This is a genomic window from Halomonas chromatireducens, assembly GCF_001545155.1.
In the GTDB taxonomy this organism is placed as follows: Bacteria; Pseudomonadota; Gammaproteobacteria; order Pseudomonadales; family Halomonadaceae; genus Halomonas; species Halomonas chromatireducens.
The window spans coordinates 1,599,077-1,621,102 of record NZ_CP014226.1 but is presented as its reverse complement, the minus strand read 5'-3'; the positions used below and the strand labels follow the sequence as shown (position 1 = coordinate 1,621,102).

Below are 22,026 nucleotides of genomic sequence, written 5' to 3'. Positions count from 1 at the left end.
CCGGGTCGTCCCGGCGACGAAAAGCGTGTCCGTGATTCTACTGACCCGTGCGATCAGGTCAATGCGGGAAGGCCGAACTCAGCCGCCTCCGGAGGTAACCGGCTTCGTCCGCTTGTCGGCTCTCAAGAGCGCCTCAAGCTGAGCCAGCGGCATGGGGCGGGCAAGCAGAAAGCCCTGGAAGATTTCACAGCCATACTCCTTCAGCAGGCTATGCTGCTCATCGGTTTCGATACCTTCCGCCACGACCAGCAGGCCCAGGTGGTGAGCCATGGAAATGATGGCTTGCACGATCGAGGCATCATCCGCACTGTCGATCACTTCGCTGACGAAGCTGCGATCAATCTTCACCTTGCTGATGGGCAAGTGCTTGAGGTAATTGAGGCTGGAAAAGCCGGTGCCAAAATCGTCGATGGAAACCTCGACCCCCATGCTGCGCAGGGCGTGAAGAATCTCGACAGCCTCCTCCGCATCATTGAGGAGTACGCCTTCGGTCAGCTCCAGCTCCAACCGGTTGGCCGGAAAGGATAGGCGCCCCAGTGTCTCCCTCAGTGTCTCGAGGAACCCCGAACGGTGAAACTGCATGGGTGAGAGATTGACCGCTACCTTGAGGCCTTCGAGTCCTCGCGTATCCAGCAGACGCATGTCGAGACAGGCGCGTTCGAGCACCCAGCGGCTGATGGGCATGATCTGCCCGGTCTCTTCCGCCAAGGGGATGAATTCACTGGGTGGTACAAAACCCCGGTCAGGATGTGGCCAGCGAAGCAGGGCTTCCACGGAGACGATGTGGTGGGCCGGATCATAGAGTGGCTGGTAATACAGCTGGAGCCGCTGCGTGTCAATGGCGTCCTGGAGCTCGTTGCGCATCACCAGCCGCTCATTGACGCGCCTGGTGATTTCGTGAGTGAACCACTGATAGGCATTACGCCCCTGCTGCTTGGCCCTGTACATTGCCATATCCGCCTGCTGGATCAACTCCATAGGCTGCTCGACAGCGTCACTGCTGACAGCAATACCGATACTCGCCGACAGGTGCAGCTCATGGCGCTCGATGCGATAAGGTCTTGCCAGGAGCTTGAGTAACCGCTTTGCCATTTGCGCCTGCACGTCATGGGGCGTAGCGGGCAGCAATGCCACGAACTCGTCCCCCCCCAGCCGCCCAAGGGTGTCGCCAGGGCGCATGACGCTACTCAGTCGACTGGCCACCTCGACCAGCACTCGGTCTCCTATGGCATGGCCCAGGCTATCATTGATCGGCTTGAAGTCGTCCAGGTCCACGAACATGACGGCCATGGTGTGACCTTGGCGCTGCGACAAGGCGAAATGGTGAATCAATCGTTCTTCCAGCAGCGCCCGGTTGGCCAGGCCCGTCAAGGTGTCGTGGCTGGCACTGTGGGCCAGGCGCTCTTCATAAGCCTGGCGTTCGGAGACATCGTTCAGCACGCCGACAAAGTGGGTCACTCGACCATCGCTATCGGGCACCGGCGACACGTAGAGGGCATTCCAGAAGGCGCTGCCATCCTTGCGATAGTTCCGCAGCGTGACATGGCATTCACGCTGCTCGGCCAACCGAGAGCGCAGCAGTGCCACCGTTTCGGGGTCCGTCTCCTCTCCCTGCAGGAAGCGGCAGTTACGCCCCATCAGCTCCTCCTCCCGGTAGCCTGTCATGACCTGGAAGGCGCTATTGGCGTAGGTAATGGGGCAGTCGGCCTCGGTGGCGTCGGCAATCACGATGCCGTTGATGCTGGCTTCCACACTCCGCTCGATGCCCCCGGCGCCCATGGCATCCTGCTCGAAGGTGCGGAAGTAACCGGCAAGGTTGGGACGCCCGAACTCGTTGTTGAAGGAGGCGCCGCCGATGGGGCCCTCGAGCATGATCGAAAGCGCCGACTGCATCCGGTCCGGCTTGCCGTAATCGAAGGCTTCCCAGGGCTGCACGAACTCGGGGATGCGCAGGTTGGAAACGGTAAAGCCGGTGAGACCCGCCTTGGGCTTGCCACCGATGCCCGTGGCGCCTTCGTCACGGATCTCGCCACCGGCACCGGTAGCGGCCCCGGGATAGGGCGCGATGGCCGTGGGATGGTTGTGCGTTTCCACCTTCATCAGGATGTGAATCGGCTCGTGCTGCGCGCCGTAGACGGCACGCTCGGCAGCCTTGCCGGTCAGCGGCGCTGGAAAGAAGCGCCCCGCCTCGCTGCCCCGGATCACGGCAGCATTGTCGCTGTAGGCCGAGAGGATGTCGTTTGGCGAGGCATTGAAGGTGTTCTTGATCATCTTGAACAGCGAGTGCGGCTGCGCCTTGCCGTCCACCACCCAGTCGGCATTGAATATCTTGTGGCGACAATGCTCGGAGTTCGCCTGGGCAAACATCATCAGCTCGACGTCGGTGGGGTTGCGCGCCAGCTCCTGGAAAGCGGCCAGCAGGTAGTCGATCTCGTCGTCGGCCAGGGCCAGTCCCAGTTCGCCGTTGGCCGCCTCCAGGGCGCCTCGGCCGCCTTCGAGAACATTCACCTGACCCAGCGGTGCCGGCTCATGATGGGCAAAGAGCCTGGCGGCATCGGATGCATCGGCCAGCACGTTCTCGGTCATGCGGTCGTGCAGGGTCTCCACGATGGTGGAATAGGCGGTCTCGGACATCGGCGCCCTGAGCACGACACGGTAGGCGATCCCCCGCTCCAGGCGACGGATCTTCGCCAGGCCGCAGTTATGCACGATATCGGTGGCCTTGGACGACCAGGGCGACTGGGTGCCGATTCGCGGCACCACCAGAAACAGCTGCCCCTCGGCGCCAAGATCATTCGCGCCCTCACTCTGGATGCCATAGTCGAGCAGGCGGTCGAGGACCTGTCGCTCATCGTCGGACAGCTCACCATCATGATCGACGAAATGCACGTAGGTAGCGTGCAGGGACTCGACCTCGGGAACCCGCGCGCGCAGGGCAGCCAGCAGCTTGTCGTGACGGAAAGCGGAAAGGGCAGGCGCGCCTCGAAGTTCGAGCATGTCTTTGGAGCCTCTGAAGCAAGCGAAGGAAGGGGCCGCATACGCGGCGCAGAAAGCCGACATGATACTGGAAAGCGGGGGCGGGACGAAATCCGGCGGATGACACTGGCTGCTTGTAACGTTATCGTAAAGCCCTCATCGCCGATCGTGGCCTAAATGCCCAAACCCATGAGTCGACAAGCGCAGTACCATCTGCGCCTTGCTGCCCTGCTGCTGGGTGTCATGCTGTTCCTGCTACCCTACCGGCACTTCACCCCGCCAGACGACCTCCTCGAGGCCGTGCGTGAGCGGGATTTTCTCAGCGTGCATACCCGAAACACGCCTACCACCTACTATGAAGGCCGCCATGGCCCGACTGGCTTCGAGTACGAGCTGATGCGGCGCTTTGCCGACCACCTCGAGGTCAGCCTCACCCTGGACGCCAGCCACCACATCATGAGCGTGATCGACACCGTGCGCCGGGAAGGGGACCTGGGCGCCGCCACGCTGCCCCTGGATCCGACCCTGGAAGGGCTGATCTTCAGCCGGGCTATGTTCGATCTGCAGCCAGTGCTGGTCTATCGGCGCGGCTTGCCCCCGGTCAAGAGCCCCGAAGGCCTGGCCGGCCTGGAAATCGGCACCATCCGCGGCTCCGGCGCCGACCAGGCGCTACGCGAACTGCAGGCAGAATTTCCCGAGCTTGGCTGGCGTGAATCGCCGGAAGTCGAAGTTGCCGAACTGCTCAGCCGCGTGGAGAGTGGCAATCTCGATGCGGCCGTGGTCTATGACCACCAGTTCCGCATCAACCGCATCTTCTTCCCCGGCGTCGAGCGTGGCTTTCCCATCGGCGAGCCGCTCTCCATGGCCTGGGCCTTTCCCGCCCTGGGCGGCCTGCGGTTGCAGCAGGAGGCTAATCGATTCCTCGAGCAGTTGCAGCACGAAGGGGTTCTCGACGACCTGGTCGAACGCCACTTTGGTCACGACGACTACCTGGAATATGTGGGTGCCCGGGTGTTCATCGCCCACCTGCATGAGCGTCTTCCCGACTATACGGCCCTGTTTCGAGAGGCAGCCCGCAACACCGGCTTCGACTGGAAGCTTCTGGCGGCCCTGGGCTACCAGGAGTCTCACTGGGACCCCGAAGCCACCTCCCCCACCGGCGTCCGCGGACTGATGATGCTGACCCTGCCCACCGCCGGCGAGATGGGTGTCGATGACCGCCTGGACCCGGCCCAGAGCATCGATGGCGGCGCGCGCTACCTGCGACACATCAAGGATCGCTTGCCCGACTCCATCCAGGGAGAGGACAGGCTGTTCATGGCCATGGCCGCCTACAATGTCGGCCTGGGCCACCTCTACGACGCCCGCCGTATCACCGAGCAGCTCTATGGCGACCCCGACCGCTGGAAGGACGTCCGCGAAGCCCTGCCTCTGCTGCAGAAACGCGAATGGCACAGCCAGACCCGCCATGGCTATGCCCGTGGGGGCGAGCCTGTCATCTATGTACGCAATATCCGCCGCTATTACGAGATCCTGACCTACGTCGATCGCAGCCAGCAGCAGTATCTACAGCTCAACGACCTGAATGGCGAAGCCGCCGATGACGATGGCCTGCTGTTCGATATCGTGCCCCCTATTCGTTGAGAATCCCGACCTGAACTTCACGCCTCAATGACGACAGGCTTGGCACGCTAGCCACTGGCGCATCCTGATTCGTCTTTTTTTGCACTCTCACGGCGTGCCTCGAAGAACGCCTTGAGCAGTTGCGACACTCGCGTGGCGAGCAGCCCACCTTCCACCTGCACCCGGTGGTTGTGCCAGGGCTGAACGAAGAGATTGGCCTTGGACTCGACCATACCGGTACGCGGCTCCGCCGCACCATAGACGACCCGGGCCAGACGCGCTTGAATGATCGCTCCGGTACACATCAGGCAGGGTTCGAGGGTAACGAAGAGCGTGCAGCCGTCGAGTCGGTAGTTGCCCAGCCGGGCTCCCGCATCGCGCAATGCACGAACCTCGGCATGGGCGCTGGGGTCGTGGCACGACACCGGCGCATTGTAGCCGGCTCCAACGATCTCGCCGGCCGCATCCACCACCACCGCACCCACCGGCACCTCGCCGGCAGCCAGCCCTTCCCGCGCCTGGTCGAGCGCCCGATGCATGTAGAATTCGTCACTGCGCATCGGCCCGCACTCCGTGTATGCTGATGCTATTAAACAACTGTATGATACGCCCCTGAGGATTCCCATGAGCGACGCCCTGAATGCTCTCGTTGCCTTGCTCGGCCTGGAAGAGATCGAGGAGAACCTGTTTCGCGGCCACAGCCAGGACCTTGGCCTGCCCCAGCTGTTCGGTGGCCAGGTACTCGGCCAGGCGCTCTCGGCCGCTACACAAACAGTGGATGCCGAGCGACAGGTTCATTCTCTGCACGGCTACTTCCTGCGCCCCGGCGACCCCCACCGCCCGGTAGTCTATCAGGTCGATGCCGTTCGCGATGGCGCCAGCTTCACCACGCGACGCGTCACCGCCATCCAGAAGGGACGCCCGATCTTCTTCTGCAGCGCCTCCTTCCATGGCAGCGAGCAGAGCATGGCCCACCAGATGGCCATGCCCGAGGTCACCCATCCCGAAGACCTGGACAGTGATCCCTCGGCTCGGCTGGAACGTTTCCCCGGCCACCCCATCGAGTTTCTCCACCTGGGAGACGAGGCCGAGACGGGTCAGCCCTCGCGCAAGCGGCTCTGGTTTCGCCTGACCGGCGATATGCCCGACGACCCCGCCCTGCACCGCTACTTGCTGGCCTACAGCTCGGATTTCAACCTGCTGACCACGGCGCTGGTTCCTCACGGGATAACCTTCCGCGATCCCAGGCTGCAGATCGCCAGCCTCGACCACGCGCTGTGGTTCCATCACGACGTGAAGATCAACGACTGGCTGCTGTACGACATGGACAGCCCCTGGGCCGGCGGGGCACGGGGCTTCGCTCGTGGCAGCATCTATGACCGCGATGGTCGACTGGTGGCCTCAACCCCCCAGGAGGGGCTGCCCCGCCTGCGCTCATGATCAGCCATTGAGGTGGGCCGCCACGTGCAGGTCACAGAGGCGGCCCGTTGACGCTGTCGTATCAAGCCTGGATACCGGGCTCCTCCAGTCGCTCGCGGGGCACCGCACGTGGTGGCGGTACATCGGTGGAGAGCTCGATCTCGTGCTCTTCCCCCTCCTGCCAGTAGCGCAGCCGGGCATCTTCGCCCCGGGCGGTGTCGCGTACCAGTTCAAGAAACTGCATGGGCGTGGTCGGCACCTCACCGTTCACTTCGAGTATCAAGGCACCGGGTTCCATACCGGCCTCTGCGGCAGGTCCGCGTGTATCGCTGACCAAGACGCCCTCCCGGTCGGGCAGGCTTAGCGCTTCGCGCAAGTCATCGTCCGCCGGCGTGACCGTGATACCCAGCGCAGCCACCACTTGATCGTCCAGTCCTTCGTACTCAATCTGCCGCGCCGCCTCCAGCACCTGGGGAGCCACGTGGATGCTTGCCCCCGCATAGAGCGCCAGAGCGATGGCATCGCTGGGCCTGCTGTCGATTCGCACCGGCTCATCCCAACCCTCGACGCGCAGCTCCAGCATCCCAAGGAAGGTATGATCGACAATAGCATCGACATAGATCCGCTCCAGGGTCACTTCGATGCCTGAAAGGACGTCTCCGAGCAACTCGTGGGTCATTGGGCGCCGAGAGCGCTCGCCGCCCAGGCCGTGCAGGATGGCAGCGGCCTCATTGGGACCGATGAAAATTGGGATGACATCCTGGGTGCCCGGCTCGCGTAACAGCACCACCGGCGGCCCACCAAAGCCGGCCACGCCCACGGTAGCAATCTCGACCTCGACCATGTCTTCAGGTTCGGCGGCAAGTTCACGGGCACCGGCCACTTGCGTGCCAAGCAGCAGTAGTCCGCCCAGAAACAATGACGCAAGGTAGCGCAAGAACAGTGACAGTTTCATAAGCCTCCTCGAATACCGGCCTGCGGCAATAGGGGTGTCCCATCAGGATGGCACCCGGCCTCGAACTCTGCCATGAGGCTATCACCACGAGCCGATCTCCGGTGATAACGTATCGGGACAATAACAGGAGCCAAGCCCATGAACCGCCAGACCCACCCGCTGCTGTCCCGTCGCCCCTTCAACGAGAAAGGCAAGGTCGTCACCGCAGAGGAGGCCATCGAGCTGATCCGCGATGGCGATGCCGTGGCCACGGGCGGCTTCGTCGGCATTGGCTTTGCCGAACACTTGGCCGTGGCACTGGAACAGCGCTTTCTCAAGACCGGTCAGCCGCGGGATCTCACGCTGATGTATGCGGCGGGTCAGGGGGATGGCAAGACCCGAGGGCTCAATCACCTTGGCCATGAAGGGCTGGTGGCCAAGGTGATCGGCGGGCACTGGGGGCTCGTGCCGGCACTGCAGAAACTTGCTATCGAGGGGCGCATCCAGGCCTGGAACCTGCCCCAGGGCGTGATCTCGCACCTGTTCCGCGACATCGCCGCCGGCAAGCCCGGCACCCTGACGCGGGTCGGTCTCGGCACCTTCGTCGACCCGCGACTGGGTGGCGGCAAGATCAACGACGCAACCGTGGACGAGCGAGTCACGCTATTGCCCATCAATGGCGAGGAGTACCTCTTTTATCCGGCTCTGCCGCTGCAGGTCGCACTGCTGCGCGGCACGACAGCCGATACCCTGGGCAACGTGACCATGGAGCGTGAGGCCCTGGTGCTGGAGTCGCTGGCCATCGCCACGGCGGTACGCAACTCGGGGGGCGTGGTGATCGTCCAGGTGGAGAGAGTCGCCGAGCGCGGCACCCTGCACCCCAAGGACGTACGTATACCCGGCATCCTGGTGGACTGCATCGTAATCTGCGATGAGCCGGAACATCACTGGCAAACTTTCAGTACCGCGTATAACCCGGCCTTCTCAGGGGAGATCAAGGCCCCCATGGCCGTTCCCGAAACGCTGGCGCTCTCTGCCCGGAAGATCATCGCCAGGCGCGGGGCCTTCGAACTGATTCCCAACAGCGTGGTGAACCTGGGCATCGGCATGCCCGAGGGGATCAGCTCGGTGGCCAGCGAAGAGCGCATCCTGGAACTGCTTACCCTGACCGCCGAACCCGGCGTAATCGGCGGCCTGCCCGCCGGCGGGCTCAACTTCGGCGCCGCGCTCAATACCCAGGCGATCATCGACCAGCCGGCCCAGTTCGACTTCTATGACGGTGGTGGCCTGGATATCGCCTTCCTGGGCATGGCCCAGGTCGATGCCGCAGGCAACGTCAATGTCTCGAAGTTCGGCTCTCGCCTGGCCGGCGCCGGAGGCTTCATCAATATCAGCCAGAATGCCCGCAAGGTGGTGTTCATGGGCACCTTCGTGGCCACGAAGGAAGCGCTCGCCATCATCGACGGCGCGCTGCGGCTTCCCGAGGGCGGCATGCACAAGTTCATCACTGAGGTGGAGCATCGCACCTTCAGCGGCCAGCTTGCCGCAGCAGACGGCAAGCCGGTGCGCTACGTCACCGAACGCTGTGTCTTCGAACTCACCACGGCGGGCATCCAGTTGATCGAGATCGCTCCAGGCGTCGACCTGGACCATGACATCCTGGCCCTGATGGATTTCACGCCGCTGATGCCCACGCCACCCAGGGTGATGGATGAACGCATCTTCCGCACCGCCCCCATGGGCCTTCGGGAGCTGCTGCTGGAGCTACCCCTGGCACAACGCTTCCACTTCGACGAAGCCGCCGACGTGCTGTTCATCAACTTCGAGAACCTCAAGGTCACGTCTCCGGAAGATATCGCCACGATCCGCGATACCGTGGAAGCCTGTCTGGCGCCACTGGGTCGAAAGGTGTATGCCGTCGTCAACTATGACCACTTCCGTATCGACGAATCCCTGCTCGCTGACTACACGGCCATGGTCAGCGACCTCGAGCACCGCTTCTATCATCGGGTCACCCGCTATACCACCAGCAGCTTCATGCGCAGGAAGCTCGGCCATGCCCTGGAGGAGCGCGCCGTGGCACCTCATATCTACGAGAGCGCCCAGGAGGCGCGCCAGCACCTCAAGGAGGATGAGGCCTGACCGCAGCCTCACCGGTCAAATACTCATCTCGGCCGTGGCCGGCCTCTTTATGGACCCGGCAGGTCAAGCGCTGAGTCAAGGCAGCCTCAGCACCTCTCGAAATCCGCCCCAGATCATGCGCTTGCCATCGAACGGGTGGTTAGCCGGATCCATCATGTCGGCCATTCGCGGGTCTTCCATCACCTTGGCGTTGATACGATCGCGCTCTTCGCGCGAGGCGTAGAGGATCCAGGAAAAGATCACCGTCTCCCCCGGCTCCAGCTTGACGCTCTGGGGGAAGGAGGTATGCTCCCCCGGTTTGACGTCGTCGGCCACACATTCCACGTACTCCAGCGCTCCGTGCTCGCGCCAGACCTCGCCGGCCCGCCGGGCCATGTCCAGATACGGCTCGAGTTTCCCTTCGGGAACCGGCAATACGAAACCATCGACGTAGCTCATGGGAATGTCTCCTGAGTGGTAAGTCTAGGGGGCGGCCAAAAAAGGCCTCACCCCCCTTTCGAACCAGCCAGCGACGAATCGACACCGGCAGCGTTCGCCAGCACCTCGCGCAGGCGGCGCTCGAGGAAACGCCGCTCGGCACCGTGGGTCACCAGTTTCAGCGCCTGGCGGTAATGCGCCGCCGCCTTATGATGGCGGCCCAGCCGTCGCAGCAGGTCGGCGCGTGTCGCGGGCAACAGGTGATAATCGGGCAGGTGGATCTTCTCGAGTTGCTCCAGGCCCGCTTCCAGCCCATCAGCCATGGCGATCGCCACGGCCCTGTTGAGTGCCACTACCGGTGTGGGCTGGATGGCATAAAGCAGACTGTAAAGCGAGGCGATACGCCGCCAGTCGGTCTCTGCCGGCGTCAGCGCCTGAGCGTGCAGCGCGGCAATGGCGGCCTGCACCGCATAGCCGCCGGGCACGCCACCGCGCAGCGCTATCTGCACATGGGCACTCCCCTCCTCGATCTCATCGAGGTGCCAGCGCGCGCGATCCTGCTCCTCCAGCAGCACGATGTCACCGCTATCGTCGGTACGGGCATCGCGCCGGGAATGGTGCAGCAACATCAGCGCTAACAGGCCGCGCGCCTCGCGCTCCGCCGGCAGCAGCCGCACCAGCATTCGTCCCAGGCGAATCGCTTCGGCGCAGAGGTCGCCACGCACCCAGTCGTCGCCGAAGCTGGACGCGTAGCCTTCGTTGAAGATCAGGTAGATCACCGCCAGCACCGACTCCAGGCGCTTGCCCAGGGCCGTGTCGTCGGGCACCTCGAAGGGAATGCCGGCGTCGCGAATCTTGGCCTTGGCCCGCACCAGCCGCTGGGCCAGGGTCGGCACCGGCACCATGAAGGCGCGGGCGATTTCCTCGGTACGCAACCCGCCCAGGGTATGCAGCGTCAATGCCACCTGGGCCGGTCGTGCGAGGGCCGGATGGCAGCAGGCGAAAATCAGGCGCAGGCTGTCGAGCGGCTCGGCCTCAAGGTCGCGCTCGAGCATCAGCGCCAGGTGCTGGCGCAGTTCGTCGCCCTTGCGCTCGCGCATCTGCTGATGACGCAACTGGTCGACCACCTTGTGGCGGGCCGTGGAGATCAGCCACGAGGTCGGGTTCGGTGGCCAGCCCTGCGCCGGCCACTGCACCATCGCCGCCTCGAAGGCTGCCTGCACGGCATCCTCCGCCAGTTCGAAGTGACCGAAGCGGCGAATCAGGCTGGCCAGCACACGGCCATACTCACGGCGATAGAGGTCGTCCAGGGTCACTAAAGCCCCTCATAGTTGATAGGCGGGGTCCACCGGTCTTACCTCGACCGAACCGCCGACCCGCAGCGGCGGAATGCGCCGGGCCAGCGCCAGGGCCTCGTCCAGGTCGCGACACTCCACCACATGGAAGCCGCCCAGCTGTTCGCGGCTCTCGGCGAAGGGGCCGTCCAGCGTCACCACCTTGCCGTTCTGCTCGCGCAGGGTGGTGGCCGAATCCACCGACTGCAGCCGAGCGCCGCCACGGTAGTGGCCACTGGTGACCATCTCCTGGATCAGGGCGTGGTAATCGTTCATGACTGAGTCTCGCTCGGCATCGGGCAGGCCGTTCCACAGCGCCTCGTCGATACAGCACATCAGCATGTATTGCATGGCATTGTCTCCTGATAAGCGCAGCCTCATGGCTGCCTGCTGAGAAATCGAACGGCGACACGACGAATCGACAGGCCAGTCGTCACTATCACGTTTATACCGTCAGGTTTGACAACTTCAACGATCAAGCACACTTTTCATCAGCCTGCGGTTGTCGCGGCGCGAGGCGCCACGGTGAAACAGTAAGGCGCCGAGGACCACCAGCGACGCCGCCAGGCCCAGGAAGGGCGGAACCGACTCCCCCAGCAACGTGACGGCGATCAGCGTGCCGACCAGGGCAGCCACCATGCCGATCTGACTGAGGTAGACGGGTCCGGCAATCTTCTGCAGCACGAAGTAGAAGACGTAGAGCACGGTGAAGACCATGGCTTCCACCAGCAGCAGACGAATCACTCCCCAACCGAGCAGCTGCCGTACTTGTCCTGTTTCGAACGCCAGCACGAAGGGGGCGAGCGTCAGCGCTCCGCCCAGCAGCATCAGTGCCGCCAGGTACACCGCCCCTGTCTCACCGGGCCAGCGCAGGGTGCGATAGATATTGCCCAGCGCAAGGATCAAGGGAATCGCCAGAACCAGGGCAGCCCAACCCTGGGCGCCCTGCATACCGCCCGCCTTGGCCCATGCCAGCAGCACTCCGCCAGTCAGACCCAACATGACACCCAGCAGCCGCAGCGCATTGACGCGCTCCATGCCCAGTCCTACCGCCAGCATCCAGGTCAAGAGGATCGGAAAGGTGAAGCTGAGCGAGATGAAGCCGGCACCCACGTGGCGTACCGCCAGGAAGACCAGTGCATTGGGCAGGGCGAACAGCGCACCTGAAATCAGCGCGTATTCGAGAATGCGCCGATTGAGTCTCATCGGCTGGCGCTGTACGGCTGCCAGCGCCAGTAGCAGTAGGCCGGCACCGGCCACCGCCACCATCAGGAAGCTCAAGCGCGGCGCGCCGGCATTGTCGGCGAGCTTGGCCACGACCAGCGAGAGAGCCAACAGGCTGCCGACCAGCAGCAGGCAGCCCAGGGCGTACCAGCCGGCACGGTTGCTTGGTGACGTGGAGTTCGCCATGATGGGCTCCTATAGAACGGCAAAAAGAATCTTGCTAAAAAGTATCTTGATGGAAAGATAAGCATAGCCATGAACCGTGTCAAGCAAGCCATTGCTCAATGGCAACAAGAAATGCCCGATCTCGACCTGCTGCCGATGGAGGTGGTGGGATATTTGAAAACCATGCAGTCGCTCACCCAGGAGCGGCTGCAGGCTTTCTTCAAGGAGTACGGCCTGCAGGCAGGAGAGTTCGACGTACTGGCGACGCTGCGGCGCTCGGGAGCCCCCTATCGCCTGGGACCGACGCAGCTCTTCGAGACGCTGATGATCTCGTCCGGGGGCATGACCAGCCGGCTGGACCGGCTGGAGAAAGCAGGCCTGATCAGGCGCTCGCCGAATCCCGAGGATCGGCGCGGGACGCTGGTGTCACTGACCGAAGAGGGCCTGGCGCTGATGAACCGAATGGTCCCACGTCACGTGGAGAACGAAGCTAGGATGCTTGCGGCTCTCAGCCGCGAGGAGCAGCGAGCCTTGAGTGAACTGCTGGGCAAGCTGCTGGAAGGTCTGGCCGACGAGCCCTGAGCCGGCCGAGCTAGACGAGTGCCAGCTCCCCCTGAACCAGCCCCCGCTCATGCTCCACCAGCCAACGCTTGCGCGGCAGCCCGCCACCATAGCCGGTCAGAGTGCCGTTGGCGCCGATCACCCGATGGCACGGCACCACGATGGCCACCGGGTTGGCGCCGTTGGCCAGGCCCACGGCGCGGCTGGCGCCGGGACGCCCGATGCCGGCGGCCAGCTCACCATAGCTGATCGTGGTGCCGGCCGGAATCCCGCGCAGCGCCTGCCATACTTGGCACTGGAACTCGGTGCCGCCGGTGGCCACTGGCAGCGCATCAAGGTGGGACGGGTCGCCGGCAAAGTAGGCCTCCAGCGCCTGTCGGATGACTTCAGGCGCCGTGCCCTTGACGAGTTCGTAGCGGCGATAGTGCCGCGACAGCAGGCGGTGCAGCCGCTCGTCGTGGCTATCGAATTCCAACGCCCGAAGTGTGCCCTGGTCATCGCCGACCAGGCGCAGTTCCCCCACCGGGGACGGCAGTCGATCAGTCCAGAGTCGCATCGCACTACTCCCGTTGCGGATTTGCTTGCGTGGTGGCGGCATCGGCATGCCACAGGTGCATCACGGCGTAGGCGCGCCAGGGCCGCCAGGCCTCGGCACGCGCAAGCAGCTCACGCGGCGTGGGCCGCCGGCCCTGTTCCGCCAGCACCCGTTGCAGCGCCACGTCCGAAGGCAGGAAGGCATCGCTCTCCTGCAGTCCGCGCATGGCGATGTAGTGGGCTGTCCATGCGCCAATGCCGGGCAAGGCGCACAGGTGGGCCACGGTGTCGTCGAGATCTCGCCGCTCGAACAGCTGCGGCCGCTCACGATAGGCCGACGCCACCCCCACCAGGGCATTGGCTCGCGCGCCGGGCATGCCTAGCGCCTTGATCTCATCGAAGGTGAAGCGTTCGGGCACTGGGAACAGTCGGTCCAGGCCGGTTTCCGTCTGATCCGCCAAACGTTCACCCAGACGTTCGACCAGGCGTCCGGCCAGCCGGGTGGCGGCATCAACGCTGACCTGCTGGCCAAGGATTGCCCGCACGGCGACCTCGAAAGGGTCCCAACCACCCGGCACGCGCAGTCCTGGGCGGCTCGCCACTAGCGGCGCCAGCGTGACATCGCGGCCAAGTCCCCGGCATATCGCCTCAGGATCGGCCTCCAGGTCGAACAGCCGCTGCAGCCGGGCCGTGACGCCAGACAGGGCCGCGGCCTCGGGCAGTCGGATCGAAGCGAGCAAGGCGTTGTCAGCGGGAACATGCTTCACACTTACGCTACCGACCGCCTCGCCCACCCGGAAGACCCGGTGATAGCACTCCCCATCGATGCGCTCGAGCCCCGGAATGGTCCGGCGCGCCAGGAAGGCCAGTATCGCCTGCCAGTCATAGGGTGGCCGATACGGCAAGTTCAGCGTCAGCTCGGGCAGGCGGGAAGCTTCACCGGGGCGCCCGGTTTCGGTCGAGAGATTCATGGCTCCATTCTAGCCTGAGGGCAGCGGATGGCTGGCGTTTTTCAGATATGAATGTCAACGCCAAGTGGCTCTCCAGAATCTCCCAAAACTGGCTCTTATCAAGGAACCAGCTTCGTCTCACACTGGGTGGCACCCACCAGAAAACGCGAGGAGCCATCCATGTCCATCCGCCATGCCACCCTGAACGATCTAGAGCCGCTCAGCGCACTGCTCGAAGGCTACCGACAGTTCTATCGCCAGAAACCGGACCTCGCGGGTACCCGGCAATTCCTTCAGGCACGCCTGGAGCACAGCGACTCGTACATCCTGGTCCACGAGAGCAACACGGGAGAGCTGCAGGGCTTCGTTCAGCTCTACCCGCTGCTCTCGACCGTACGCCTGGCGCCGCTGTGGCTGCTCAACGACCTGTTCGTCGCACCCCAGGCACGCCGCAGCGGTGTCGGCCGAGCCTTGATGCTGGCCGCCAGGGAGCTTGCCAGTTCTCATGGCGTCGGCCATCTCAAGCTCGCCACCGAGATCGACAACCGCACCGCCCAGGCGCTCTACGAATCGCTCGGCTGGCAGCGCGATACCACCTTCTATCACTACGGCCTGCTGTTCGACACGCAAGCAGGCGAGGGCTGAGCGGAGACGCCATGTACGTTCCCCCATCGATGCGTCTCGAACGCGAACAGGCCTGGGAGCTGATCGACCGGCACGGCTTAGCCGCCCTGATCGGCCCCGATCTCGAGGCCACTCACCTGCCCCTTATACTGGAGCGCAGCGAAGGCGAACTCGGCACGCTTTACGGCCACTTCGCCCGCGCCAATCCCCAGTGGCGTACGCTGGATGGCAACCGGGCGCTGGCGATCTTCAGCGGCCCCCATGCCTACATATCCCCGTCCTGGTACGCCAGCCAGCCCGCCGTGCCCACCTGGAACTACCTGGCCGTGCATGCCACGGGCAGCCTCGAGCTGTTGAATGACGAGGACACGCGGTCACTGCTCGACCGCAGCCTGGCACACTACGAGCCCGCGCTGCTCGATTCGCTGGGCCGCGAGCGCGAGTATCTGAGCAAGATGCAGGCCGGCGTGGTCGGCTTTCGCCTTCGCATCGAGACGCTCACGGGCAAGGCCAAGCTCGGCCGCCAGCGCTCCCGGGCCGACCAGGAAGGCGTCGAAGCGGCCCTGGCCGAAAGCCGCGATCCGCAGGCACGCCTGCTATGGCGCCATATGCAGAAGCTGGCGAAAGAGGAGCAAGGTACATGAGCCCGAGCGATGCGCAGCGCAATCAGCATGGCCAACCGGTCGGCGCCGCCCTGCCCGCCTGGCAGCCGGCACGCCGGCCCGATCGTATGGCACTGCAGGGTTGCCGGGTTCGCCTCGAGCCGTTGGCGCCGGAACGTCATGCCGATTCGCTGCATGCCGCCTTCCTGGCCCCCGGCGAAGGCCCACACGACACCCCCGAGGCGCGCTGGACCTACTCCGGCGGTATGCCGTTCGCCGATGCCGGGCAGTACCGCACCTGGCTGGAGGCCAGGACGGAAAGCGACGACCCGCTGTTCTATGCCATTGTCGAGACGACTGAGGCCATCGTCGAGACGGCTGACGAGCGGACACCTGGCCGGGCGCTGGGCCTGGCCAGCTACCTCAATATCGTCCCGGAGCACGGCAGCATCGAGGTCGGCCACATTCACTTCACGCCAGCCCTACGACGCACGTCGGCGGCCACCGAAGCCATGCTGCTGCTGATGCGCCACGCCTTCGCACTGGGCTACCGGCGCTACGAATGGAAGTGCAATGCGCTCAACGCCGCCTCGCGGCGTGCCGCCGTGCGCCTGGGCTTTCACTTCGAGGGTATCTTCCGCCAGCATCGGGTGGAGAACGGGCATAGCCGCGATACCGCCTGGTTCTCCCTTCTCGACAGTGAATGGCCAGCCGCCGAGACCCGCCTGGAGCGCTGGCTAGCGTCGGAGAACTTTGATGCGGAGGGAAGGCAGCTGAGCTCGCTGTCGGCGCTGACACAGAAGTGCCGCTGACCACTAGTCGCTTGTCAATTCACACCACGTCTGGGCCAACCAGCGACCGGCTCGTTCGATCTCGTCTTCAACAGTACCGGCATAGCCCAGCACCAGTCCAGGACGCCCAGGGGCATCGAGATAATAGCTCGACAGCGGCGACAGTGAGATGCCCTCGCCCGCCGCTCGATCGACCAGGTGGCGCTCATGTTCGACATCGTCGAGCCAGGCCACGAGGTGCATGCCGGCCTGCCCTTCGGATAGCCGCAAGCCACGCGTCACGGCCGGTGCCAAGGCCTCGCGCAGCAGGGCCTGGCGCCTGCAGTAGCAGTCGCGCATGCGACGCACATGGCGAGAAAAATGGCCCCGAGCAATGAACTCGGCCAGGGCGGCTTGAACGGTGTACTGCCCCTCGCGATGGATTCGGGCATGGGCCCGCCGAAACGGCTCGACCAGCGGCTCCGGCAGCACCAGGTAGCCCAGCCGCAGGCCGGGGTACATCACCTTGCTGAAGGTGCCCACATAGATGACCCGCGCGTCTTCCACCAGCCCCTGAAGAGCGGCAACAGGTCTCTGGCCATAGCGAAACTCACTGTCGTAGTCGTCCTCCACGATCCAGGCCCCGTGTCGCTCGGCGGCTTCCAGCAACGCCAGCCGCCGGGCGAGACTCATGGTCACGCCGCTGGGATACTGGTGCGAGGGTGTCACGTAGATCAGCCGCGGATGCCCCGAATCGTCGAGGGCCTCGATCTGCATGCCCTCACCGTCTACCGGCACCGGCTGCATATCGAGCCCCGCCGCCGCGAAACAGGCCTGGGCGCCATGGTAGCCCGGCTCCTCGAGCCATACCTCATCGCCGCTGTCGCTCAACAGTCGCACGATCAGTTCGAAGCCCTGCTGGGCCCCCTGCACGATCAGGATCTGCTCGGGGCGACAGCGCACCGAGCGTGACAGCTGCAGATAGTCGGCCAGCGCCTCGCGCAGCGACGGAACACCGCCCTGAACCTGATAGGCGAGCCAATCCATGGGCATGTGTTGCAGGTGACGGCGCACCAAACGCTGCCACCGGGCATGGGGAAAGCGGTCCAGCGCCGGCACGCCGGGAACGAAGGCAGGGTGGCGCCCTTGCTGGGCAGGACAGTAGGCAAGCAACGCCGTACCACGTGTGGAGAGGTTCACCCTGCCATCCACTGCCGATGGCGATGACGCGGTGTCAGCCGTCGGCTCATGCTGGAACGGCAGGTCGGCAACGAATGTGCCCGGCCCCTGGCGGGTTACCAGGAAGCCTTCGGCCAGCAGCTGGTCGAAGGCGGCCAGTACCGTATTGCGCCCCAGGCCCAGCTCCTGGGCCAGCTGTCGGGTGGAGGGCAGTCGCTGGCCGCTGACCAGCCGCCCCGCCTGAATCCATTCGCGCAGGGCGTGGTAGAGGCGCGAGGTCAAGGGCTGTGTCGATGGCTTGCCCAGCGCCAGGCCCAACGCATCGGACAGTCCGTCAGCCTGTTCCAGCAGAGCATATCCGCTGGACGGCACGCCCTTAACGGCCCCGCTCTTCCGCAACGACCCGATTGCGCCCGGCTCGCTTGCCTTCATAGAGATTCTGGTCGGCGCGATGCAGGATAGCCTCCACCGTTTCTTCGGTACCGTGGAATGCCGACACCCCACAGGTAATCGACACACTGAAGCGATTGCCCTCTTCCGACATGAATGCCTGTTCAAATACCAGCTGGCGCACCTTTTCCGCCACACCCACGGCCTCCTTGAGGCCGGTTTCAGGCAGCAGCAGGGCAAACTCTTCGCCGCCGAGCCGGGCAGGAATGTCGTTCGTGCGCAATCTTTCGCGCAGTAGCGCGCCCACGCTTACAAGCACCTGGTCGCCGGCGGGGTGACCATGGGTGTCGTTGATGCGCTTGAAGTAATCGAAATCGAACAGCACCACCGATGTCGGCCTGCCGTAACGCCGGTAGCGAGCCAGCTCCTGCACCAGTCGCTGCATGAAATAGCGTCGGTTGAACAGCGCGGTGAGTTCATCTGTGCGCGACAGCTGGCGCAGGCGTAGCTCGAGCTTCTTCTGTTCGGTGATGTCGCGCACGGTGCCGATCAGGATCTGATCGTCCCCTTCCGGCACGTTATCAGCCAGCTCATGGACCCAGCGGATCTCGCCATCAGGCCGAATGATTCGATGCACGACATCATGCTGTCCCTTTTGATGCGCACGCACGATGGCGGCTTCTACACTCTCCAGGTCCTCGGGGTGAACCATGCCTTTGAAGCCGAGAAGGCTAGGCGTGAAGCTCTTGGGGTCGACGCCAAAAATGTCGTAAATCACCTCGGACCAGAAGAGGTCGCCGGTCTTGAGGCTCAGGCGCCAGTAACCCAACCGGGCGATGCGCTGAACCCGATTCAGGGTGTACTTGAGATGAGCGATCTCCTCGTGCGCCTCCTCGAGCTCTCGCTGGACCTGCTCGCAGGAGACAGCGGGAGAGCCACCATAATGGCTCTCGCCTTTCGGGCGCTCACGCTTGCTATTGTTATGCGCGGCCTTCATGACATCTCTATCGCCACTTCGATGAGTGGAACGCAGCATACCTTTTTGCCTTGATGGCTACCAACCCTCCCTCGATGGCAAGCTCCCGACCTTCCCCTCCGGGTGCGGCGCAAGCCTGGCCAGGTGTCGTATCAGCCCCGCATGACCTTCGCGCATCATGGCCTGATGATTCCAGACGACCAACGGTCGTGCCAACCGAGCTAGCAGCCCCATCCAAGGAGGCACCGTACGCACCTGCCAGAGGTAATGTACACGGGTACCAAGATTCTCCTCATGCAGCTGCCAGCTCCCAAGACCAGCCACATCGCCACTCGCCACTCCCTCGATCAAGCGAGGCTCACATACACGGGTGATGCGAATATCGAAGCGCAGGTGATAGCCCAGCCGGCTCTTCCAGACGAAGTGCTGAGTGCGCCCAATGCCGTACTCGTTGCCGGCCACGAGCGGCTGCACGTCGACGAGGCCAGGCCACCAGTCGGGCCAGTGCAGCGAATCGGTCAGGGCATTGAATACCTCGCCGATCGGCGCCTCGATGTACCAGGTGGTGTCGAAGTCGAAGCTTGCCATGGCCGCTATTACCACGAACGTCAGGGTGCAAAATGGTCAGGGGGGAAGGCAGGGTCGAGCTCGACATCTTCCAGACGCACGCTTTCCAGGCGCTCGCCGCGCCGGTCGTAGCTGTTAACCCTGAGCGGGAACAGCGTGTTTTCGTCGAGCCACAGGTCGTAGCGCGCTACCTCGTGTACCGTTCGCCCGGGTTCGGCCTCCACCACCACGTGCTTGACCAAGTGCCCATCAAGCGTCGTCGGCTCGAGCAAGCGTGCGCTGCCGAGCTGCTGCAACTGCTGCACATTGCGCAGCAGCGTGCCCACATCCGACTGGTCCACGCGATGCCCTCGCGAACTGCGTACCATGCGGTTGGTAGGCCGCAGGGAAAGACCCGGCCGCCTGCCCGGCGAGCCGAAGGGCCACAGCTGCACCTTGCCCGTATCGGGACGGTAGATCAGCACCGCCCCAGCGTAGGGCGTCTCCATGTCCATGCGTACGTAGCCGGGACCCTGATAGCTGTAGCGGATGACCTCTTCACCGCTACTGCCCTGGCTGCGCAGCGTGAGGCGATACCCCTGCAGGGCATCGATGCGAGACAGCGCCGCTGCGATCAGGCCCTCTTCGGAGGGTGTGCTCATGGCGACCAGTGCGAGTAGCAACATAGGGCATATCCTCGGCTTCCTCCCTTTGAGGTTAGCAGGACCACGGCGAGTGCATGCTATCGTATTGGCGTTGCCCAACCCACGGAGAGGTCAGATGAAATACCTCGGCGCCCATGTCAGTGCCGCAGGCGGGCCCGATCAGGCCGTGCTACGCGCCGTCGAGATCGGCGCTGACGCCTTCGCCCTATTCACCAAGAACCAGCGCCAGTGGCGCGCCAAGCCCCTCGAGGACACCACCATCGAGGCCTTTCGCAGCGCCTGCAAGCAGCACGGTTTCGGTCCCGGGCAGATCCTTCCCCATGACAGCTACCTGATCAATCTCGGCCACCCGGACAGGGCAGGACTCGAGAAGTCCCGCGCCGCCTTCCTCGACGAGATGCAGCGCTGCGAGCAGCTCGGCCTGACCCTGCTCAACTTCCATCCCGGCAGCCATCTGAAGAAGATCAGCGAGAGTGAATGCCTGACCCGCATCGCCGACTCGATCAATCACGCCCTCGCCGAGACCCGCGACGTCATCGCGGTGATCGAGAACACCGCCGGCCAGGGCACCAACCTGGGTTGGCGCTTCGAACACCTGGCCGAGATCATCGGGCAGGTCGACGACAAGTCGCGAGTCGGGGTATGCATCGACACCTGCCACGCCTTCGCCGCCGGCTACGACCTGCGCACCCCCGAGGCCTGCACCGCCACCCTCGACGAGCTCGGCAAGGTGGTGGGCTTCGAGTACCTGCGCGGCATGCACCTCAACGACGCCAAGAGCGAGTACGCCAGCCGGGTCGACCGCCATCACAGCCTGGGCCGGGGCAACATCGGGCTAGACGCCTTCACCACTATCATGCGAGACCCGCGCATCGACGAGATCCCCATGGTGCTGGAAACCATCGAGCCGGAGATCTGGGCCGAGGAGATCGCCTGGCTGCGCGCTCAGATGGTCGATGGGTGACCGCAGAACCGATTGAAGTCGTGACCCGGGCGATTACTCGAGTTCGACCAGGCCATGCCGCATCGCATAGCGAAACAGGCCAGCCAGGGAGTTGGTATTGAGCTTGCGGTAGATGTTGCTGCGATGCGACTCCACCGTGCGGGCACTGATGGAGAGTGCTTCACCAATGTCGCGGCTGCTCATGCCTTCGAACATCAGTTTCAGGATGGCGGTCTCGCGCGGCGTCAGGCGATCCGGCTTCTCCTCGAGAAGCACACGGGAAACGCCGGAGCCGAAATGGCTGCGCCCGCTTGCCACCTCGCGCAGGGCGAAGACCATCTGTTCGGCCGAGGCATCCTTGAGCACGTAGCCCGCCGCCCCGCAGGCCACCGCGCGCCGGATGTACTCCTCGTTGTCATGCATGGTCAGCACCAGCACCCGAATGTCCGGACAGGTTTTCTTTAGAATCTTGCACGCTTCGAGGCCAGACAAACCGGGCATGGTGATATCCGTGACTACCACGTCCGGCTGCAACTCCCGGGCGAGTTCCAGCAACTCCTGGCCTGAGCTGGCCACCCCAATGAGATCAACGCCCTGCTGCACTTCCAGCCGGTAGCGAAGCCCCTCCAGCAAACGCTGGACATTGGCCTCGAAGTCGCGCGCGAAGTCGTCCGCCGTCTGACCATCAATCCCGACAGCACCATCCCGGCGCGTCATCAGGTAGGCCGTTTTCAGCCACTGGGCATCGATGTGGTGCGCCAGTGACGTGAAGGCACGCTGCGGGAAGCGCTCTGCCAGCGCTGCTATCCGCAATTGTGATGTGTACATGGACACAGGTTCCTATGCACCTGCCATGTTTCCATCATGCGGTTCTGATGATTGGTCGCCCCTTCCCTCCACCGGGTCCCGTCGAGCCGGTTCCCCGCCTTCGTCGGTACTATGAGCGACTCCGACTCCCGTCTTTCCATCCGGCTGGCTCCTTGTGGTCGCCTGGCCGTACCCCCTGAGTGCCTGCGCTTCGCTCCCGGCACCATCAGGCACGATAGCACTGG

General features: G+C 64.1%; 22 protein-coding genes. 8 read left to right on the top strand and 14 right to left on the bottom strand.

The genetic code is table 11. The features are described from left to right. Positions 1-78: 78 nt before the first annotated feature. A complete protein-coding gene (locus tag LOKO_RS07575; RefSeq protein WP_066447189.1) occupies positions 79-2,997 on the bottom strand; it encodes an EAL domain-containing protein in 2,919 nt (972 codons plus the stop codon). A gap of 168 nt (positions 2,998-3,165) precedes the next feature. Between LOKO_RS07575 and mltF the strand changes: the two genes are divergently transcribed. Continuing rightward, positions 3,166-4,620, top strand: a complete 1,455-nt coding sequence (mltF, locus tag LOKO_RS07570) for a membrane-bound lytic murein transglycosylase MltF (protein ID WP_235588969.1) — start codon at positions 3,166-3,168, stop codon at positions 4,618-4,620. A gap of 47 nt (positions 4,621-4,667) precedes the next feature. On the opposite strand, the gene tadA is transcribed toward mltF, so the two are convergent. Then, on the bottom strand, positions 4,668-5,159 hold the full coding sequence (gene tadA / locus LOKO_RS07565) for a tRNA adenosine(34) deaminase TadA (protein WP_066447183.1): 492 nt from the start codon (positions 5,157-5,159) through the stop codon (positions 4,668-4,670). Between the two features lie 64 nt (positions 5,160-5,223). Here tadA and LOKO_RS07560 point away from each other — a divergent pair, with 64 nt between their 5' ends. Further along, on the top strand, positions 5,224-6,039 hold the full coding sequence (locus LOKO_RS07560) for an acyl-CoA thioesterase (protein WP_066447179.1): 816 nt from the start codon (positions 5,224-5,226) through the stop codon (positions 6,037-6,039). Between the two features lie 61 nt (positions 6,040-6,100). Here LOKO_RS07560 and LOKO_RS07555 read toward each other — a convergent pair whose 3' ends face one another. Further along, entirely contained in the window at positions 6,101-6,973 is an 873-nt protein-coding gene (locus tag LOKO_RS07555) for a bifunctional nuclease domain-containing protein (RefSeq protein ID WP_066447177.1), read from the bottom strand. 138 nt (positions 6,974-7,111) lie between these two features. Between LOKO_RS07555 and LOKO_RS07550 the strand changes: the two genes are divergently transcribed. Next, positions 7,112-9,094, top strand: a complete 1,983-nt coding sequence (locus tag LOKO_RS07550; RefSeq protein ID WP_066447176.1) for an acyl CoA:acetate/3-ketoacid CoA transferase — start codon at positions 7,112-7,114, stop codon at positions 9,092-9,094. Positions 9,095-9,169: 75 nt separating this feature from the next. Here the strand turns inward: LOKO_RS07550 and LOKO_RS07545 are convergent, their stop codons facing one another. The 4 genes from LOKO_RS07545 to LOKO_RS07530 form a co-directional block, all read right to left on the bottom strand. Next, positions 9,170-9,532, bottom strand: a complete 363-nt coding sequence (locus LOKO_RS07545; protein ID WP_066447172.1) for a DUF1428 domain-containing protein — start codon at positions 9,530-9,532, stop codon at positions 9,170-9,172. A gap of 47 nt (positions 9,533-9,579) precedes the next feature. Then, positions 9,580-10,827, bottom strand: a complete 1,248-nt coding sequence (locus LOKO_RS07540) for an RNA polymerase sigma factor (protein ID WP_066447170.1) — start codon at positions 10,825-10,827, stop codon at positions 9,580-9,582. 9 nt (positions 10,828-10,836) lie between these two features. Continuing rightward, a complete protein-coding gene (locus LOKO_RS07535; RefSeq protein ID WP_066447169.1) occupies positions 10,837-11,196 on the bottom strand; it encodes a YciI family protein in 360 nt (119 codons plus the stop codon). Positions 11,197-11,313: 117 nt separating this feature from the next. Next, complete coding sequence (locus tag LOKO_RS07530; RefSeq protein ID WP_066447167.1) at positions 11,314-12,255, bottom strand: DMT family transporter; 942 nt, start codon at positions 12,253-12,255, stop codon at positions 11,314-11,316. Between the two features lie 69 nt (positions 12,256-12,324). Here LOKO_RS07530 and LOKO_RS07525 point away from each other — a divergent pair, with 69 nt between their 5' ends. Further along, the gene (locus LOKO_RS07525; protein WP_066447165.1) at positions 12,325-12,816 is read left to right on the top strand and encodes a MarR family winged helix-turn-helix transcriptional regulator; all 492 of its coding nucleotides are present in this window, start codon (positions 12,325-12,327) and stop codon (positions 12,814-12,816) included. A gap of 10 nt (positions 12,817-12,826) precedes the next feature. Here the strand turns inward: LOKO_RS07525 and ogt are convergent, their stop codons facing one another. Continuing rightward, the gene (gene ogt / locus LOKO_RS07520; RefSeq protein ID WP_066447163.1) at positions 12,827-13,351 is read right to left on the bottom strand and encodes a methylated-DNA--[protein]-cysteine S-methyltransferase; all 525 of its coding nucleotides are present in this window, start codon (positions 13,349-13,351) and stop codon (positions 12,827-12,829) included. Between the two features lie 4 nt (positions 13,352-13,355). Further along, positions 13,356-14,300 (bottom strand): DNA-3-methyladenine glycosylase family protein, encoded by a 945-nt coding sequence (locus LOKO_RS07515; protein WP_066447160.1) that lies wholly within the window; start codon positions 14,298-14,300, stop codon positions 13,356-13,358. Between the two features lie 159 nt (positions 14,301-14,459). On the opposite strand from LOKO_RS07515, the gene LOKO_RS07510 reads away from it, so the two are divergent. Genes LOKO_RS07510 through LOKO_RS07500 form a run of 3 tightly spaced genes read left to right on the top strand, consistent with a single transcriptional unit; the run spans position 14,460 to position 16,317 of the window. Further along, entirely contained in the window at positions 14,460-14,924 is a 465-nt protein-coding gene (locus LOKO_RS07510) for a GNAT family N-acetyltransferase (RefSeq protein ID WP_066447151.1), read from the top strand. An 11-nt stretch (positions 14,925-14,935) separates the two neighbouring features. Next, entirely contained in the window at positions 14,936-15,547 is a 612-nt protein-coding gene (locus LOKO_RS07505) for an FMN-binding negative transcriptional regulator (RefSeq protein ID WP_083517488.1), read from the top strand. Then, positions 15,544-16,317: a GNAT family N-acetyltransferase gene (locus LOKO_RS07500; protein WP_066447146.1), complete on the top strand. Its 774-nt coding sequence runs from the start codon at positions 15,544-15,546 to the stop codon at positions 16,315-16,317. Before LOKO_RS07505 ends, LOKO_RS07500 begins: the two co-directional genes overlap by 4 nt. Positions 16,318-16,320: 3 nt before the next feature. On the opposite strand, the gene pdxR is transcribed toward LOKO_RS07500, so the two are convergent. The 4 genes from pdxR to LOKO_RS07480 are packed head-to-tail and all read right to left on the bottom strand — an operon-like array spanning position 16,321 to position 20,052. Further along, on the bottom strand, positions 16,321-17,826 hold the full coding sequence (gene pdxR, locus LOKO_RS07495; RefSeq protein ID WP_235588968.1) for a MocR-like pyridoxine biosynthesis transcription factor PdxR: 1,506 nt from the start codon (positions 17,824-17,826) through the stop codon (positions 16,321-16,323). Positions 17,827-17,830: 4 nt separating this feature from the next. Beyond that, complete coding sequence (locus LOKO_RS07490; RefSeq protein WP_066447144.1) at positions 17,831-18,841, bottom strand: GGDEF domain-containing protein; 1,011 nt, start codon at positions 18,839-18,841, stop codon at positions 17,831-17,833. Between the two features lie 57 nt (positions 18,842-18,898). Continuing rightward, positions 18,899-19,408 carry an SRPBCC family protein gene (locus tag LOKO_RS07485; RefSeq protein ID WP_066447142.1) on the bottom strand — a complete coding sequence of 170 codons (510 nt, stop codon included), beginning with the start codon at positions 19,406-19,408 and terminating at the stop codon, positions 18,899-18,901. Positions 19,409-19,428: 20 nt separating this feature from the next. Then, entirely contained in the window at positions 19,429-20,052 is a 624-nt protein-coding gene (locus tag LOKO_RS07480; protein WP_201025370.1) for a LolA family protein, read from the bottom strand. A gap of 94 nt (positions 20,053-20,146) precedes the next feature. Between LOKO_RS07480 and nfo the strand changes: the two genes are divergently transcribed. Then, complete coding sequence (gene nfo, locus LOKO_RS07475) at positions 20,147-20,995, top strand: deoxyribonuclease IV (protein ID WP_066447140.1); 849 nt, start codon at positions 20,147-20,149, stop codon at positions 20,993-20,995. A 33-nt stretch (positions 20,996-21,028) separates the two neighbouring features. Here nfo and LOKO_RS07470 read toward each other — a convergent pair whose 3' ends face one another. Further along, a complete protein-coding gene (locus LOKO_RS07470; RefSeq protein ID WP_235588967.1) occupies positions 21,029-21,802 on the bottom strand; it encodes a response regulator in 774 nt (257 codons plus the stop codon). Positions 21,803-22,026 lie beyond the last annotated feature (224 nt).

Coding starts and splice junctions, on each gene's coding strand:
- LOKO_RS07510 (WP_066447151.1), top strand. CDS start 14,460: ATGTCCATCCGCCATGCCACCCTGAACGATCTAGAGCCGCTCAGCGCA.
- ogt (WP_066447163.1), bottom strand. CDS start 13,351: ATGCGACTCTGGACTGATCGACTGCCGTCCCCGGTGGGGGAACTGCGC.
- LOKO_RS07480 (WP_201025370.1), bottom strand. CDS start 20,052: ATGTTGCTACTCGCACTGGTCGCCATGAGCACACCCTCCGAAGAGGGC.
- LOKO_RS07530 (WP_066447167.1), bottom strand. CDS start 12,255: ATGGCGAACTCCACGTCACCAAGCAACCGTGCCGGCTGGTACGCCCTG.
- LOKO_RS07490 (WP_066447144.1), bottom strand. CDS start 18,841: ATGAAGGCCGCGCATAACAATAGCAAGCGTGAGCGCCCGAAAGGCGAG.
- LOKO_RS07525 (WP_066447165.1), top strand. CDS start 12,325: ATGAACCGTGTCAAGCAAGCCATTGCTCAATGGCAACAAGAAATGCCC.
- LOKO_RS07470 (WP_235588967.1), bottom strand. CDS start 21,802: ATGTACACATCACAATTGCGGATAGCAGCGCTGGCAGAGCGCTTCCCG.
- LOKO_RS07505 (WP_083517488.1), top strand. CDS start 14,936: ATGTACGTTCCCCCATCGATGCGTCTCGAACGCGAACAGGCCTGGGAG.
- LOKO_RS07550 (WP_066447176.1), top strand. CDS start 7,112: ATGAACCGCCAGACCCACCCGCTGCTGTCCCGTCGCCCCTTCAACGAG.
- LOKO_RS07575 (WP_066447189.1), bottom strand. CDS start 2,997: ATGCTCGAACTTCGAGGCGCGCCTGCCCTTTCCGCTTTCCGTCACGAC.
- mltF (WP_235588969.1), top strand. CDS start 3,166: ATGAGTCGACAAGCGCAGTACCATCTGCGCCTTGCTGCCCTGCTGCTG.
- nfo (WP_066447140.1), top strand. CDS start 20,147: ATGAAATACCTCGGCGCCCATGTCAGTGCCGCAGGCGGGCCCGATCAG.
- LOKO_RS07545 (WP_066447172.1), bottom strand. CDS start 9,532: ATGAGCTACGTCGATGGTTTCGTATTGCCGGTTCCCGAAGGGAAACTC.
- LOKO_RS07535 (WP_066447169.1), bottom strand. CDS start 11,196: ATGCAATACATGCTGATGTGCTGTATCGACGAGGCGCTGTGGAACGGC.
- LOKO_RS07515 (WP_066447160.1), bottom strand. CDS start 14,300: ATGAATCTCTCGACCGAAACCGGGCGCCCCGGTGAAGCTTCCCGCCTG.
- LOKO_RS07485 (WP_066447142.1), bottom strand. CDS start 19,408: ATGGCAAGCTTCGACTTCGACACCACCTGGTACATCGAGGCGCCGATC.
- LOKO_RS07500 (WP_066447146.1), top strand. CDS start 15,544: ATGAGCCCGAGCGATGCGCAGCGCAATCAGCATGGCCAACCGGTCGGC.
- LOKO_RS07555 (WP_066447177.1), bottom strand. CDS start 6,973: ATGAAACTGTCACTGTTCTTGCGCTACCTTGCGTCATTGTTTCTGGGC.
- tadA (WP_066447183.1), bottom strand. CDS start 5,159: ATGCGCAGTGACGAATTCTACATGCATCGGGCGCTCGACCAGGCGCGG.
- LOKO_RS07560 (WP_066447179.1), top strand. CDS start 5,224: ATGAGCGACGCCCTGAATGCTCTCGTTGCCTTGCTCGGCCTGGAAGAG.